This is a genomic window from Phenylobacterium haematophilum (assembly GCF_014196295.1).
In the GTDB taxonomy this organism is placed as follows: Bacteria; Pseudomonadota; Alphaproteobacteria; order Caulobacterales; family Caulobacteraceae; genus Phenylobacterium; species Phenylobacterium haematophilum.
In genome coordinates, this window is record NZ_JACIDK010000001.1 from 679,098 (window position 1) to 693,595 (window position 14,498).

Annotated in this window: 14 protein-coding genes; all 14 read right to left on the reverse strand. The window is 65.4% G+C overall.

All coding sequences use genetic code 11. From position 1 onward, the window contains the following. Positions 1–2 precede the first annotated feature (2 nt). Positions 3–1,166 carry a TraB/TrbI/VirB10 family type IV secretion system protein gene (locus GGQ61_RS03425; RefSeq protein WP_030540343.1) on the reverse strand — a complete coding sequence of 388 codons (1,164 nt, stop codon included), beginning with the start codon at positions 1,164–1,166 and terminating at the stop codon, positions 3–5. Further along, positions 1,163–2,119, reverse strand: coding sequence for a P-type conjugative transfer protein TrbG (gene trbG / locus GGQ61_RS03430; RefSeq protein WP_046846293.1), 957 nt, complete (start codon positions 2,117–2,119; stop codon positions 1,163–1,165). The genes GGQ61_RS03425 and trbG overlap by 4 nt, the downstream gene beginning before the upstream one ends. Continuing rightward, the gene (gene trbF / locus GGQ61_RS03435) at positions 2,116–2,799 is read right to left on the reverse strand and encodes a conjugal transfer protein TrbF (protein ID WP_425500969.1); all 684 of its coding nucleotides are present in this window, start codon (positions 2,797–2,799) and stop codon (positions 2,116–2,118) included. Before trbF ends, trbG begins: the two co-directional genes overlap by 4 nt. 2 nt (positions 2,800–2,801) lie before the next feature. Next, complete coding sequence (trbL, locus tag GGQ61_RS03440; protein ID WP_046846291.1) at positions 2,802–4,115, reverse strand: P-type conjugative transfer protein TrbL; 1,314 nt, start codon at positions 4,113–4,115, stop codon at positions 2,802–2,804. A 3-nt stretch (positions 4,116–4,118) separates the two neighbouring features. Next, entirely contained in the window at positions 4,119–4,394 is a 276-nt protein-coding gene (gene trbK-alt / locus GGQ61_RS03445) for a putative entry exclusion protein TrbK-alt (RefSeq protein ID WP_003052351.1), read from the reverse strand. 10 nt (positions 4,395–4,404) lie between these two features. After that, the gene (gene trbJ / locus GGQ61_RS03450) at positions 4,405–5,178 is read right to left on the reverse strand and encodes a P-type conjugative transfer protein TrbJ (RefSeq protein ID WP_046846290.1); all 774 of its coding nucleotides are present in this window, start codon (positions 5,176–5,178) and stop codon (positions 4,405–4,407) included. Then, on the reverse strand, positions 5,175–7,631 hold the full coding sequence (trbE, locus tag GGQ61_RS03455; protein WP_046846289.1) for a conjugal transfer protein TrbE: 2,457 nt from the start codon (positions 7,629–7,631) through the stop codon (positions 5,175–5,177). The genes trbJ and trbE overlap by 4 nt, the downstream gene beginning before the upstream one ends. A 10-nt stretch (positions 7,632–7,641) precedes the next feature. Next, positions 7,642–7,923: a VirB3 family type IV secretion system protein gene (locus GGQ61_RS03460; protein WP_003052343.1), complete on the reverse strand. Its 282-nt coding sequence runs from the start codon at positions 7,921–7,923 to the stop codon at positions 7,642–7,644. Continuing rightward, a complete protein-coding gene (locus tag GGQ61_RS03465; RefSeq protein ID WP_238335910.1) occupies positions 7,923–8,222 on the reverse strand; it encodes a TrbC/VirB2 family type IV secretion system protein in 300 nt (99 codons plus the stop codon). The genes GGQ61_RS03460 and GGQ61_RS03465 overlap by 1 nt, the downstream gene beginning before the upstream one ends. A 29-nt stretch (positions 8,223–8,251) precedes the next feature. Further along, positions 8,252–9,187: a P-type conjugative transfer ATPase TrbB gene (gene trbB / locus GGQ61_RS03470; RefSeq protein WP_202877089.1), complete on the reverse strand. Its 936-nt coding sequence runs from the start codon at positions 9,185–9,187 to the stop codon at positions 8,252–8,254. A 193-nt stretch (positions 9,188–9,380) separates the two neighbouring features. After that, positions 9,381–9,842: a CopG family transcriptional regulator gene (locus GGQ61_RS03475; RefSeq protein WP_003052333.1), complete on the reverse strand. Its 462-nt coding sequence runs from the start codon at positions 9,840–9,842 to the stop codon at positions 9,381–9,383. Positions 9,843–9,852: 10 nt separating this feature from the next. Further along, entirely contained in the window at positions 9,853–11,841 is a 1,989-nt protein-coding gene (locus GGQ61_RS03480) for a conjugal transfer protein TraG (protein WP_046846287.1), read from the reverse strand. Between the two features lie 185 nt (positions 11,842–12,026). After that, positions 12,027–12,968, reverse strand: a complete 942-nt coding sequence (locus GGQ61_RS03485; RefSeq protein ID WP_046846286.1) for a LysR family transcriptional regulator — start codon at positions 12,966–12,968, stop codon at positions 12,027–12,029. Positions 12,969–13,085: 117 nt separating this feature from the next. After that, on the reverse strand, positions 13,086–14,495 hold the full coding sequence (locus GGQ61_RS03490; RefSeq protein ID WP_046846285.1) for an efflux transporter outer membrane subunit: 1,410 nt from the start codon (positions 14,493–14,495) through the stop codon (positions 13,086–13,088). Positions 14,496–14,498: the final 3 nt, after the last annotated feature.

The window sequence follows — 14,498 nt, forward strand, 5'->3', positions numbered from 1 at the left end:
GGTCAACCTCTGTATGGTTCGAGCACAAGGTCGCGGGTGACAATCACGCGGACGGGGAAGCCCGGCCTGATCGTGAGCGTCGGCGCAACCTGCAACTGGCGGCGGATGATCTGCTGGCCGGCGTCGTTGATGGTGTCCTGCGCCCCGTCGCGGATGGCGCGCACAAGGCGGTCCTCGTCGCTGACGGCCAGCTCCGTGCCGACCGCAAGCAACGTCGAAAGGCCGGCGGCCTTCGCCAAATCCCACCAATGATAATCGACGCCATCCTCAAGACCGGCGTAGCCCTGGCTATCCGCGCCCGGCTGGCGCTCCAGAACGATAGAGCGGCCATTGGGGAGGATCAGCCGATTCCAGACGAGCAGCACGCGGCGCTGGCCGAACTGAACGCTATTGTCATACTGCCCGATGATCCGCGTCCCCTGCGGGATCAGGAGCAGGCTGCCGGTCGGGCTGTCATAGATGTGCTGCGTCACCTGGGCGGTGATCTGGCCCGGAAGATCGGAACGGATGCCGGTAATGAGCGCAGCCGGGATCACGGCCCCGGCCTGGAGCACGAAGGGCGAGGCTGGAGCCATGACGCGATCCGACGACGTGGTGCGGCGATCGACGGGTGCATTGAGGAACGCAAGCTGCTTGTCCTGCGCGGTCTGCTGGCCGGGCTGCCCTGTCAGGCCGGCAAGGTCGAGGCCGGGAAGTCCCGGCGTGGTCGCGCCGCCCGGCGTTGCGGCCGGGCTGCCGGTGCGGGCCTCGGTCTGGAAGAACACGCGGCTGACGCGCGCGGCTTCTTCCTCGGCAAGCCGGCGTTCCTCGGCGCGATCCACGGGCGGCGTGGTGATCGTCGGCGGCACGACGGGCTGGCCCCTGTTCTGCGCGTCCAAGATGGGTCTGCCGAGGTCGCCCGGCAGCGGCGGCCCCAGGACCGGGCCGGTATAGTCGCGCGGCAGGCCGGCAAGCCCATCGGCAGGCTGGCGGTTGTTGGTGGAAAACAGTTCTTCGCCGCCCGTGCCGCCGTCACGGGTCTGGAGCGCGTAGATCAGCGCGCCGCCGACGCCGACCAGGGCGACGGCCGCCACGCTGGCGAGCACCTTGCGGGACAGGCGGGTGACGCGCGGGGCTTCCGCGCGAAGCCGCATTGGCGTGGCGGTATTGGTGTCATTCTCACTCATGACGATGGCCTCCCGTCCGTGCGGACAATCCTGACGGTCTGTTGGCGGTCGCCGCTGCCAAGGCGCAGCTCGGCCGCGCCGAACAGGCGGTCCACGATCAGGATGTGTTGATGGATGCGGCTGTTGACGATCTGCGCCTCGCCGTCCGCGCCGAGCACGAAGATCGGCGGCATTTCGCCTTGAACGATGCCGCGCGGAAACTCGACATAGACGCGCCTGCCGTCGTCATAGACGGCGACGGGCTTCCAAGCTGGATTGTCGCCTGTCAGTCCATAGCGATAGTTGCGCGCGGCGACGGCCGGGATGACCGGCGTGGCCGGCACCGCCTGCCGCTGCCCGGCCGGCTGCTGCGGATAGGCCCAGGCAACAGCCGGCATATAGGGCTTCTCGCCCGAGCGCAGCTCGAGCATGTAAACGCGCCGGTCGGTCGTCACGACAAGGTTCGTGGTGATGTCCGGCCGGCTTGGCTTCACGAGGATATGGACGCGGCGCATGACGCCCGAACCGGATTCCGTATCGCCGATAATCCAGCGTGCCGTGTCGCCGGCCGCTATCGGCCCCGCGCCGGTCAGGCTTTCGCCTGGCTCCAGGGCGATGTTCGTGATCTGGCCCGGCGCGGCATAGACCTGATAGAGCGCGCCGTCGCTCCACGGGTAAATCTGGATGGAGTTGTAATAGCCCTCGCGGCGCGGCTGCACGCGGGCGGCGGCATTGGCGTTCTCGACGCGCGCGGTCGGTGTGCCAGCGGCGGTGCCGCCGCGTGCGACGGTCCAGGCGGGCGGGATATGGATCGGCCGCGGCCGGTCGTCGGTGACGGCCGCGGGGACGGCCGGCAACGGCGGCACGCTCGCATCGTAGCTGATCTGCGGCGGTTTGTAGGTCGCGCAGCCGGCAAGCATGGTTGCGGAAAGTAGGACGGCGGGAATCGCCGGGGTGCGGATGATCGTCCTCATTGGCTCATCTCCCGCGACCACGAAATTGCATTGACGTAGATTCCCAACGGATTGGCGCGCAGCCGTTCGGTATCGCGCGGCGGCTGGATTGCGATGGTCAGGATCGCGGTCCATCGCTCGGTTGTTGAAAGCTGGCCGGATTCGTAGTGGCGTTCGGTCCAGGCGACGCGGAAGGAATCCGGCGAGGCGCGAATAACGCTCGACACCTCGACCGCGACCTGTTGCTTTCCGACTTTGGTGAACGGGTCGTTGGCGCGGGCATAGTCGTTGAGCGCCGCCGCGCCCCTGTCAGTCGTCCACTCGTAAGCGCGTAGCCAGTTCTGGCGGACGATGATGGGATCGGCGGGGATGCTCCTGACCTGTTCGATAAAGCGCCCAAGGTGCCATGCCACTTGCGGATCGGTCGGGCGATAGTCGGCCGTGGCAGGCGCGACGGCCTGCGCCTGGCCGAGCCGATCAACTTGGACTACCCAGGGCACAACGGTCCCGCGCGCCGATTGCCAGACAAGCGCGGCGGCGAAGCCGGCCGAAAGGATCAGGCTGCCGAACGCCATGTAGCGCCAGTTCCTCGCCTGCACGCGGGCCGAGCCTATGCGCTCGTCCCAAACCTGCGCGGCGCGCTGATAAGGCGTTTCGGGTTGTGGGGTCTTGCCGTAATGCACGGCGGGTCGCTTGAAGATGCTCATGTGCGGTCGCTTTCAGAGAGGTTGACGGAAGAACCAGAGGCGTGGCTGTCGCCAGAGCGGACGGCGTGCGCGGCCGTCTGGACGGCATGGCCGGTGTGGCCGGATTGGCGCATCCGCTGCGCCCAGCCGGGCGATGTGCCAGCGGCCGGCGCGGATGCGGATGTGCTGCCGGCCGATCCCATGGAGGATGTGCCGCCGGTCGCGCCGAACCCGGCTTTCACGCCATCGGAAAAGCTGGATTTGACGCTTGCCGCCGCGCGGCGCAGCGGCGATGTGGCTGTGCTGCCTGCCGCCCGCGCCACGCCGCCCAGGCCGGACGCGACGCCCGCCGCGCCGGACTGGCCGAGCGAGCCAAGGCTATAGGCGGCGGATGCTGCGCCGGCTGCGGTCGCGCCTCCGCGCACGGCGGCAGCGCCTCCCTTTGCGGCAAGCCCGGCTGCACCGCCTGCGGCCAGCGCCGCGCCACCAACGGCAAGGCCGGTGCCGACCGCCGCGCCCGCGCCGAGCTGCGGGCCGCCGCTGACAAGGCCGGAAGCGATGCCGGGTCCGAAGATGCCCAGCCCGACGAGCGAAAGCGCCGCGAGCACGATGGCCATGGCGTCGTCGATGCTAGGAGTCTGACCGCCGAAGCCTTGCGTGAATTGCGAAAACAGCGTCGAGCCGATGCCGACGATGACGGCGAGCACCAGCACTTTGATGCCGCTGGAAATCACATTGCCAAGCACGCGCTCGGCCATGAAGGCGGTCTTGCCGAACAGGCCGAACGGGATCAGCACGAAGCCTGCCAGCGTGCTCAATTTGAACTCGATCAGCGTCACGAAAAGCTGGATGGCGAGGATGAAGAAGGCTAGGATGACGAGCGCCCAGGCGAACAGCAGGCACGCGATCTGAATGAAGTTCTCGAAGAAGGCGACCCAGCCCATAAGGTTGGAAATGGAGTCGAGCAGCGGACGCGCTGCGTCGAGGCCGGTTTGCGCCACCTTGCCGGGCCGCATCAAATCCTGCGCGGTGAAGCCCGTGCCGGATGCTTTCAGGCCCAGGCCGGCGAAACTGTCGAAGACGATCTTCGCGAGGTTGTTCCAGTTGCCAATAAGATAGGCGAAGACGCCGACGAACAGCGTCTTCTTCACCAGCCGCGCAATGATGTCGTCGTCTGCGCTCCAGCTCCAGAACAGCGCTGCGAGCGTCACGTCGATGACGATGAGCGTGGTGGCGATGAACGCCACCTCGCCACCCAACAGGCCGAAGCCGGAGTCGATGTATTGCGTGAACGTGCCGAGAAAATTGTCGATGACGCCTGCGCCGCCCATGCGTCACCGCCCTTCCGGTGCGGCCGGCGCGCGCGTCCGGCCGAGAAAGCGGTCACGGGTTTCGGCCCATACACGTAGGCATTCCGCGTCGTCGGCGGCTTGCTGGCCAAGCTGCTGGCACCGGCGCTGCCCTTCGCGCAGCGGGTCACGTTCGGGCTGGAGAAGACGCGGCGGTGATGCCGGCGCGTCTTCCTTGCGGGTCATTTCGATGGCTGTCGCCGTGATGGCGATGGCCACGAATACGATTGCGCCCAGCCGGGCCAGCATCTTGCCGTCCATGGCCGCGCCCTCAATTGCCGTTGTTGAACATTTGCGCGTTGCCGGGCTGGTAGCCGTTGCCGGGCGTGAGGAAGCGGCGGCGCTGCTCGCGCCCCTGTTCTGCTGCCGCTGCGCGTTCGGCCTCGGTCAGCGCGCCCGCCCGGCCGTTGGCTGCGAGCAACGCAACAAGGTCGGAAAGCTGCTGCGACTGGAGGGCTAGAAGCTGGTTGCCGGCTTGCGTCGCCTGGAGTGCGCCGGTCGCGTTCTGGCTCTGGCCGACCAGCTCCGACATCTGCGTGCGGTTGCTGTCGATGTTGCCGACGACGCCGGCCTGAACGCGCATAGCGTCCTGCAAGCCGCCTACGGTGTTCTGCCAGCGCGTGCGAGCGTTGGCGACGAGCTGCTGATCCGTCGCCGACATCGACACGTTGCCGTATTGCTGCTGGAACGCCTGGTCGATGCGCTGCACGTCGAAGGCGATGTTCTGCGCCTGGCTCAAAAGCTGCTGCGTGCGCTGGACGTTCTGTTGAAGCTGCTGGAGCGACGAGAACGGCAGGCTCGCCAGATTGCGCGCCTGGTTCATCAACATGGTCGCCTCGTTCTGGAGCGAGGTGATCTGATGATTGATCTGCTCCAGCGTGCGCGCGGCCGTGAGGATGTTTTGCGCATAGTTCGACGGGTCGAAGACGATCCTTCCGAATTGCGCATGTGCCGGCGTTGCCAGCATGGACGAAACGGCCAGCGGGGCGGCGAGCATCGTTGCGGCCATGACGATGGCGCGCGAGCGGAAAACACGAATGGTCATGGTTGGGACTCCTTTTCGGTTTGGGGGATCAGCGTCGGGAAGTTCGGAAGAAGATCGACGGCCCAGCCGACATCGCGGGTCGTGAGCCAGGCCGCGAGAAAGCCGTCGCGGCCGTGTTCGGCGACAATCTGCGCAATGAGCGTCTGATCGGATTTGGCGGATGCGGCGCAGAGCGCGAGGCCGATTTCGGACAGGCCCAGCTCGAACAGGCGATTGCCGCGCCGCGACTGGCAGTAGTAATCCCGCTTCGGCGTAGCGCGGGCGATCAACTCTATCTGGCGGTCATTGAGTCCGAAGCGCCGATAGATGGCGGTGATCTGCGGCTCGATGGCCCGCTCGTTCGGCAAAAGCAGCCGCGTCGGGCAGCTCTCGATGATCGCAGGCGCAATATTGCTGCCGTCGATGTCGGACAGGCTTTGCGTGGCGAAGATGACGCTGGCGTTCTTCTTGCGCAGCGTTTTAAGCCACTCGCGGAGCTGGCCGGCAAAGCCTTCATCGTCGAGCGCAAGCCAACCCTCGTCGATGATGAGCAGCGTCGGCCGTCCGTCCAACCTGTCGCCGATGCGGTGAAACAGGTAGGCTAGAACGGCGGGCGCGGCTCCCGTGCCGACAAGCCCCTCGATCTCGAACGCCTGCACGTCGGCCGAGCCGAGATGTTCGGCTTCGGCGTCGAGCAGCCGGCCATAGGGACCGCCGACGCAATACGGCCGAAGGGCTTGTTTGAGGTCGTTGGATTGCAGCAGCACCGCGAGGCCGGTGATGGTGCGTTCCCCGACTGGCGCGGAGGCAAGCGAGGTCAGCGCCGTCCAGATATGTTCCTTCACCTCCGGCGTGATCGCCATGCCTTCGCGCATGAGGATGGCCACGATCCAGTCGGCGGCCCAGGCGCGTTCATAGGTGTCGTGAATGCGGGCAAGTGGCTGGAGCGATACGGAAGCGTCGGAACCTTCGGTCAGGCCGCCGCCCAGGTCGTGCCAGTCGCCGCCCATTGCGAGCGACGCGGCGCGGATGCTGCCGCCGAAGTCGAACGCGAAGACTTGGCTGCGGACGTAGCGCCGGAACTGTAAGGCCATGAGCGCGAGCAGCACTGACTTGCCCGCGCCGGTCGGGCCGACGACGAGCGTATGGCCGACATCGCCAACGTGAAGGGAAAACCGGAACGGGGTGGAGCCTTCGGTCTTTGCATAAAGCAGAGGGGGCGCACCGAAATGCTCGTCCCGTTCCGGCCCCGCCCACACCGCTGAAAGCGGGATCATGTGGGCGAGATTCAAAGTGCTGATGGGCGGCTGCCGGACGTTCGCGTAGGCGTGGCCGGGCAAGCTGCCGAGCCATGCGTCAACCGCGTTGACCGTCTCCACCATGGCGGTGAAGTCGCGGCCCTGGATGACCTTTTCGGCCAGCCGCAATTTTTCGTCGGCAATCCTGGGGTCCGCGTCCCATACGGTGATGGTGGCGGTGACGTAGGCCATGCCGGCGACATCGGCCCCAAGCTCCTGCAAGGCCATGTCGGCGTCGGCGGCCTTGTTGGCGGCGTCCGTATCGACGAGAACGGATGCCTCGTTGGTCATCACCTCTTTCAAGATCGCGGCGATGCTTTTGCGCTTCGCGAACCATTGCCGCCTGATCCTGGTGAGCAGCTTCGTCGCGTCGGTCTTGTCGAGCAGGACCGCGCGCGTGCTCCAGCGATACGGGAAGGCGAGCCGGTTCAAGTCGTCGAGCAGGCCGGGCGTTGTCGCGGTGGGAAAGCCGGTGACGGTCAGGACGCGGAGATGCTGGTCGCCAAGGCGCGGCTCCAGCCCGCCGGTCAACGGCTGGTCGGCGAGCAGCGCGTCGAGATAGATCGGCGTTTCGGGAACGCGGACGCGATGCCGGTTGGTCGAGACGGTGGAATGGAGGTAGGTCAGCGTTTCGCTGTCGTCGAGCCACCGGCAGGACGGCATGAAGCCGTCGAGCAATGCGAGCACGCGGTCGGTGCGGTCGATGAAACCGCGCAACACTTCATAGGGATCGACGCCGGATTGCTCGCGGCCTTCATAGAGCCAGGTTTCGGCGCGGGCGGCTTCCTCGGCCGGCGGCATATAGAGGAAGGTCAGGAAATAGCCCGACACGAAATGCGCGCCAGCTTCCTCGAAGGCGGCCTTGCGCTCGGCGTCGAGCAAGGCCGACGCGGGATCGGGAAAGGTGCTGTCGGGATAAGTCGCGGCTTCGCTGCGCTGCGCCTCGACGAAAATCGCCCAGCCCGATCCGAGACGGCGGAAGGCGTTGTTGATGCGACCGGCGACGGCAACCAGCTCGGCCGCAACGGCGGAATCCAAATCGGGACCGCGAAACCTGGCCGTGCGCTGGAACGAGCCGTCCTTGTTCAAGACGACGCCAGAGCCGACCAGCGCGGCCCAGGGCAGAAAGTCGGCAAGGCGACTGGCGGTGCGGCGATATTCGGCGAGGTTCATCATGGCCACGCCCTCACGCTGCAAGGTTTGCGGGGATGCGCAGATGCCGCCGCCCCACCTCGACAAAGAGCGGGTCGCGCTTCGCCGCCCATACGGCCGCGAAATGGCCGATGGCCCATATGGCGAGGCCCACAAGCCAGAGGCGCAGGCCAAGGCCCACGGCCCCGGCGAGAGTGCCGTTCATGATGGCGATGGAGCGAGGTGCGCCGCCGAGCATGATGTGCTCGGTCAGCGCCCGATGGACCGGGACCGAAAATCCCGGCACGGCGTCGAGTTGTTCGAGGACGGCGGCCATCAAACGAGCGCCCCGCCGCCGAACGAGAAGAACGACAGGAAGAAGCTCGATGCCGCGAACGCGATGGACAGACCGAATACGATCTGGATCAGGCGACGGAAGCCGCCCGACGTATCGCCGAACGCCAGGGTCAGGCCGGTTGCGATGATGATGATAACGGCCACCACCTTGGCAACCGGCCCTTCGATGGATTGAAGGACTTGTTGAAGCGGTTGCTCCCACGGCATTGACGAGCCGGACGCATGAGCGGCCGGGGCGAGGATCATGCTGATGAAAACAGCGGCGGTTGCGGTCGCCATGGTGCGGTAGCCGCGCGAAAGCGTGCGGATCATTTGGGTTCTCCTGTGCTGTTGGGGATTGCGGGGGTGATGCGGTAATCGCCGTCCGGCCCCAGCCCTTCGACGTGGGCGAGTTCGGCCAGCCGGCGCGCGGAACCGCGCCCGGAAAGGACGGCAACAAGGTCGATGGTTTCCGCGATCAGAGCGCGCGGGACCGTGACGACAGCCTCTTGAATGAGCTGTTCAAGGCGACGGAGCGCGCCGATGCCGGTGCCGGCATGGATGGTGCCGATGCCGCCCGGATGGCCCGTGCCCCAGGCTTTGAGTAGGTCGAGGGCTTCCGCGCCGCGCACCTCGCCGATGGGGATGCGGTCGGGGCGCAGGCGAAGCGAGGACCGCACAAGATCGGATAGCGTCGCCACGCCGTCTTTCGTCCGCATGGCGACAAGGTTGGGCGCGGCGCATTGCAGCTCGCGCGTATCCTCGATGATGACGACGCGATCCGCGCCCTTCGCCACCTCGGCGAGCAGCGCATTGGTCAGCGTCGTTTTGCCGGTGCTCGTGCCGCCCGCGACAAGGATGTTCGCACGCGATGCGACGGCGGTGCGCAACGTCACGGCCTGGTCGGCGGACATGATGCCGGCAGCTACATAGTCGTCGAGGCTGAACACCGCGACGGCGGGCTTCCTGATCGCAAATGCCGGTGCAGCGACGACGGGCGGCAAAAGTCCCTCGAACCGCTCGCCGGTTTCGGGAAGCTCTGCCGAGACGCGCGGGGATCGCGCGTGAACCTCTGCGCCGACGTGGTGAGCGACAAGACGGACGATGCGTTCGCCATCGGCCGGCGACATCGTTTCGCCCGTGTCGGCCAGCCCTTCGGAAAGTCGGTCGATCCAGATTCGCCCGTCTGGATTCAGCATGACCTCAACCACGGCCGGGTCTTCCAGAAACCGGGCGATGGCCGCGCCGAGCGCGGTGCGCAACATGCGCGCGCCGCGCTGTATCGCTTCCGGCTTATGGTGTGTGGATGTCATATCGGCCCCGATTCCTGACGGGGCGCGACAGACCGTCCCCGCAACGGGGTCGATTAAAGGAGCCTGAAATCAGGCTGATTCAACAAGTATCGAAGAGGATGCGGTGATCGGCGGCTATCGGCGGCGAATAGGACGGGTTGGAAATTCAGGTTACGCTGCCATCGGCCTCGAACTGATCTTGCGATGGACTATCGGGAAGCGAATCGACATCGCGCGACAACTCTTTGAGGAACCTGTCGCCGGTCGCAAGACGCCGGCCGAGCGTCTGCATGAAACCCTCGAACCGTTCGGCACCTTTCGCGCGGGCGGCGGCCTGCGCGCTCTCCGGCAGCGGCGGCGTGGCGGAAAGCCAGATGTTGACGAACAGCGAGACGGTTTCGCCGAGCACGGCAAGATCCTCGTCGAGCGCGTGGATCTCGCGGCCGAGCTTGTCGAGGCGGCGCGACATGGCCGCCTCCAGCCGATCCGAACTGTCGCCGGACAGGAAGGAAGCGACGGCTGCCTCGACGATGGCGGATTTCGACACTTGGCGGCGCAGCGCCAGCGCCTCGACCTGGGCGAGCAAGTCCGGGGCGAAATAGACGTTCATGCGGGTTCGGGTGGTCATGGGCGTATCCTCAAAGCTCGATGCCGTCGCCGGGGTCCAGCGACGCTTGCCGCGCGACCATCCGCATACGCTGGCGCAGCGCGCGGGCTTTGGCGGCGTCAACGTCCGGTTCATCGTCCAGAATGTCGAACTCCTGTTCGGGCGGACGTGGCGGCGCGACGATTTCCTCATGCTCCGGCAATTCCGGCTCGCGGCGGATACCGGCATTGGCCGGATCGCCTTCGGTCCCGCCGGCCGTGGCCGGGGCCGCTGCTTTCGTCGCCGCGACGATGCGGCTCGACCAATCGTCGGATGACGGGTTCGCGGCGGCGGGATCGGCTGCCGGATCGGGCGGGGTCAGGATGCGTTCCATGAACCGCGCATCCTCGAAATAGCGAGCCTTGGTCGCGCGGATGGGCGGCGTGCCGGCGACCATCACGATTTCGTCGCTCGGCGGAAGCTGCATCACCTCTCCAGGCGTGAGCAGCGGCCGTGCCGTCTCCTGCCGCGAAACCATCAAATGCCCTAGCCACGGCGCAAGCCGGTGGCCGGCATAGTTGGTAGAATCGCGCAGCTCGGTCGCGGTGCCGAGCGCATCGCTGATCCTTTTCGCCGTCCGCTCGTCGTTCGTCGCGAAGGCGACGCGGACGTGACAATTATCCAATACGCTGTTGTTCGCCCCGTAAGCCTTTTCGATCTGGTTGAGGCTCTGCGCGATCAAAAAGCTTTTGAGGCCATATCCGGCCATGAAGGCGAGCGCGGATTCAAAAAAATCGAGCCGGCCGAGCGCAGGAAACTCGTCGAGCATCAAGAGCAGCCGATGCCGCTTGCCGGACGTGTGCAATTCCTCCGTCAACCGCCTGCCAATCTGATTGAGGATCAGGCGAATGAGCGGCTTGGTGCGGTTGATGTCGGACGGCGGCACGACAAGGTAGAGGCTGACCGGCTTCTTGCTGCCAACAAGATCGGCAATGCGCCAGTCGCACCGCGCCGTGACGCGCGCCACGACGGGATCGCGATACAAACCCAGGAACGACATGGCGGTGGACAACACGCCGCTGCGCTCGTTCTCGCTCTTGTTCAACAGCTCGCGGGCCGATGACGCGATGACGGGGTGAACGCCGGCTTCGCCCAGGTGCGGCGTATCCATCATCGCGCGCAAGGTCGCCTCGACGGGGCGCTTCGGATCGGAAAGGAAGCTGGCGACGCCGGCCAGCGTCTTGTCGGGTTCGGCATAGAGGACGTGCAGGATTGCGCCGACAAGCAGGCTGTGGCTCGTCTTCTCCCAATGGTTTCTTCGATCCAAGCTCCCTTCGGGATCGACGAGAATATCCGCGATGTTCTGCACGTCGCGGACTTCCCATTCGCCTTGCCGGACTTCCAGCAGCGGATTGTAGGCAGAGGATTTCGCGTTCGTAGGGTCGAACAGCAGGACGCGACCGTGCTTCGCGCGGAAGCCGGCTGTCAGCGTCCAATTCTCCCCTTTTATGTCATGAACGATGCAGCTTCCCGGCCAGGTTAGCAGCGTCGGCACCACGAGGCCGACGCCTTTGCCTGACCGCGTAGGTGCGAAGCAAAGCACATGCTCCGGCCCATCATGGCGCAGATAGTCGCCGTCGTGCCGGCCGAGCACGACGCCGTCGGGACCGAGCAGACCAGCGGCGCGGATTTCCTTGTCCTCGGCCCATCGTGCCGATCCATAGGTGGCGACGTTGCGCGCCTCCCGCGCCCGGATGATCGACATCATGATTGCGGCGGCGATGGCCATAAGCCCGCCCGACGCTGCGATGACGCCACCCTCGACAAAAATCGAAGGCGCATAGGCGTCGAAGGCATACCACCACCAGAACAGCGCGGGTGGGTAGTAGATCGGCCAGCCAGCCAGCTCGAACCATGGATTGCCGAGTTGCGCCTGAAAGCCGAGACGCCATGCGGTCCATTGCGTCGCCGCCCAGGTCATCACCAGAACGATGGTGAAGACGACGGCGATCTGACCCCAAAGGATTCGGCCTCCGCGCATACGGGCTCCAGTCGGAAAAAGAGACGGAGCCGATCAGAGAGTAGGCAATTATGGGACAGGCAACAGTAAAGGTGGAGCGGGAGGGCTGTCGGATACTATCGGCGGCAAATAGGACGGGTTGCGTCCACTCATTTATCTGCGCGGATGTCTGTCGCGGGAAGACAGTAACGAATCGCGGACGAGACTCAATCCGCCGGGGTAGTTCGCCCCATTTCTCTTGCGAGGGTGAGCAAATTGCGAAGCGCCGCGCTACAGTTGAATGGCGACCAGACGGCCGAGAAAGGAACCGGCTCCGGTTCGTCCGCGACCGGAAGGAAAGTAACGTCGGAAGTTCGTAGCAGCGACGTAGCCGCGCCGACGATGGTGACGCCGAAGCCCTGTCCGACCATGGAAAGCAGCGTGCCGCGCTCGACATCGAAGCGTTGGATGGATGATGCCGGCCAGCGTCCGGCAAGGCGCAGCACGATATGGTCATGGACTTGTGGGCCGGTGCCGCCGTGCCGGGCAAGGAACGTCTCGCCCGCTAGATCGGCCCAGGTGACGGCGGCTTGCTTGGCGAGCCGATGCCTATCCGGCAGCGCGGCGACCAGCGGTTCGGTCCATATCCGCCGCGTGTGGCAGTCGGGTAGCTCGGGCGTGCCTGCCATGAATACGATGTCCAGACGGTCGGCGCGCAATTGCATAACCGCATCGCGTGCCGTGCCTTCCGTGATCTCGACTTCGATGCCGGGATAGTCTGCGCGATACTGTCCGATCAGTCCTGCGAGGAAGCTGCGAGGGATCAGGGCATGGACGCCGATGCGCAGGCGTCCGCACTCTCCTGACGCCGCCATGCCGGCGGTCTTCACGGCATGGTCGAGTTGATCGACGCCGGCAGAAACATGCTCGACGAACTGGCGACCGGCCTCTGTCAGCCGGACGCCTCGCGCATGGCGCTCGAACAGCAAAACGCCAAGGTCTTGCTCCAGCGTCTTCACGCGAGCACTGACGCTCGACAGGCTGACGCCGAGTGCGTTCGCAGCGTGCCGGAAGTTCAGATATTCGGCGACGGCGAGCGTTTGAATGAGGGACGCGAGGGGAATGCGTGAACCCAACGAGGTCGGCACTCCCCATTTGCGGTCGATCATGGGTGTTGAACGCCGCCGCCGCACCGTTTCACCTGTGCTCGGTCAATCGACGGCGACCGTCGCGCCGGACACCGGGAACATTGTGAATGTCTGACCGGAAAATCAGTGGCAGACCGATCATGAGACGGCGGCCTCCCATCCGCCCCCTAGTGCCTTGTAGAGAGCGACAACGGCCATCAGTTCGCCGACGCGAGCATCAAGGCTCGCACGCTCCGCAGCGCTGTATGCGGATTGCGCGTCCAGCAATATCGTTAGGTCGTCCTCGCCAGCTTGGTAGCGCTGGCGGGCAAGATCGACCGCAGCGGCCGCCTGCGTTGTCGCCCCCTCCGCTTTCCGGCGCATGATCTGTGCGGCGGCATATCGGTTAAGCGCCGTCTCACTGTCAGTAAGCGCGCCCGTTACGCTCCGCTCGTAGCGGATCATGGCTGCATCGGCTCGGGCATCCGCCGCCCGAATCTGCGCTCGGATGCGCCCCATGGAGAATATGGGCCAATGGAAGCTCGGCCCAACTTGCAATCGTGTGCTCGCCCCCGATGCCAGATCGCCCGCGCTCTGAGCTTGCTGACCAATCGACCCAATGAGCGATAGTCGCGGAAAGAGGTGAGCCGTGGCCACGCCAACGTCAGCGGTGAACGCCGCCAATTCGCGCTCTGCCTGACGTATATCCGGGCGTCGCCTTAACAGTTCGGATGGAAGCCCAGCCGTAATCTGCGATGGAGCAACCGGAAGCGACCCAGGGTTCAACAGCCGAAGTGAAGTGGCCCCCGGTGCTTGGCCAGTTAGCAAGGATAAGCGATAGGCTGCCGCGCGCGCGTCGGCCTCAATCCCATCAAGGCTTACGCTGGCTGCCCGAGCCTGTGTGTCGGCACGAGCAAAGTCGAAGCGCGACGCCTCGCCGGACCTAAACCGTCTTTCGACCAGGCTGGCGATGGCCTGCTGTGCGTTGGCGTCTGCGCGAGCAACCAACAGCCTAGTTTGGGAGCCGCGTAGATCGACATAGCTTCGGACAACCTCTGCGATCACCTGTAAGATGACATTGCGCCGGGCTTCCTGCATTGCCTCTGCACGGGCGTCCGCCGCTTCGATGCTACGCCGTGTTCGGCCCCATAGGTCGATTTCCCACGACGCATCGAATCCGAAATCGAAAAGGGAAAATTGAGGATCGAACCCCGGAACATTGGCAACCGGCAATTGACCGTTTCCGCTGACGCGGTTCGCCGTGGCCGCGCCGGATAGTGCTGCATCTGGACCGGCGCGACCGCGTGCGGCGTCGCGTAGCGCCCGCGCTTCGCGTAGGCGCGCTTCCGCCTCCCGAACGTCGTGGTTGCTGGTTACAGCCAATTCCACAAGTTCAACGAGTTGTGGATCATTGAACGAGCGCCACCAATCTTCATCAATCGGATGTGGAGTGGCAGCGGAAATCCAGCCGGGCGCCACCGCCGGGCTGGATTCGACATAGCTTGGTCCGACCGTGCAGGCCGCAACGCTAAGAGAGGCTAGTAGTGCCGGGAACGGGGGATGACGCATGGG

Excerpts from the sequence above, each read along its gene's own strand:
- GGQ61_RS03425 (WP_030540343.1), bottom strand. The coding sequence starts at position 1,166 with ATGAGTGAGAATGACACCAATACCGCCACGCCAATGCGGCTTCGCGCG.
- trbG (WP_046846293.1), bottom strand. The coding sequence starts at position 2,119 with ATGAGGACGATCATCCGCACCCCGGCGATTCCCGCCGTCCTACTTTCC.
- trbL (WP_046846291.1), bottom strand. The coding sequence starts at position 4,115 with ATGGGCGGCGCAGGCGTCATCGACAATTTTCTCGGCACGTTCACGCAA.
- trbK-alt (WP_003052351.1), bottom strand. The coding sequence starts at position 4,394 with ATGGACGGCAAGATGCTGGCCCGGCTGGGCGCAATCGTATTCGTGGCC.
- trbJ (WP_046846290.1), bottom strand. The coding sequence starts at position 5,178 with ATGACCATTCGTGTTTTCCGCTCGCGCGCCATCGTCATGGCCGCAACG.
- trbE (WP_046846289.1), bottom strand. The coding sequence starts at position 7,631 with ATGATGAACCTCGCCGAATATCGCCGCACCGCCAGTCGCCTTGCCGAC.
- GGQ61_RS03460 (WP_003052343.1), bottom strand. The coding sequence starts at position 7,923 with ATGGCCGCCGTCCTCGAACAACTCGACGCCGTGCCGGGATTTTCGGTC.
- GGQ61_RS03465 (WP_238335910.1), bottom strand. The coding sequence starts at position 8,222 with ATGGCGACCGCAACCGCCGCTGTTTTCATCAGCATGATCCTCGCCCCG.
- trbB (WP_202877089.1), bottom strand. The coding sequence starts at position 9,187 with ATGTTGCGCACCGCGCTCGGCGCGGCCATCGCCCGGTTTCTGGAAGAC.
- GGQ61_RS03475 (WP_003052333.1), bottom strand. The coding sequence starts at position 9,842 with ATGACCACCCGAACCCGCATGAACGTCTATTTCGCCCCGGACTTGCTC.
- GGQ61_RS03480 (WP_046846287.1), bottom strand. The coding sequence starts at position 11,841 with ATGCGCGGAGGCCGAATCCTTTGGGGTCAGATCGCCGTCGTCTTCACC.
- GGQ61_RS03485 (WP_046846286.1), bottom strand. The coding sequence starts at position 12,968 with ATGATCGACCGCAAATGGGGAGTGCCGACCTCGTTGGGTTCACGCATT.
- GGQ61_RS03490 (WP_046846285.1), bottom strand. The coding sequence starts at position 14,495 with ATGCGTCATCCCCCGTTCCCGGCACTACTAGCCTCTCTTAGCGTTGCG.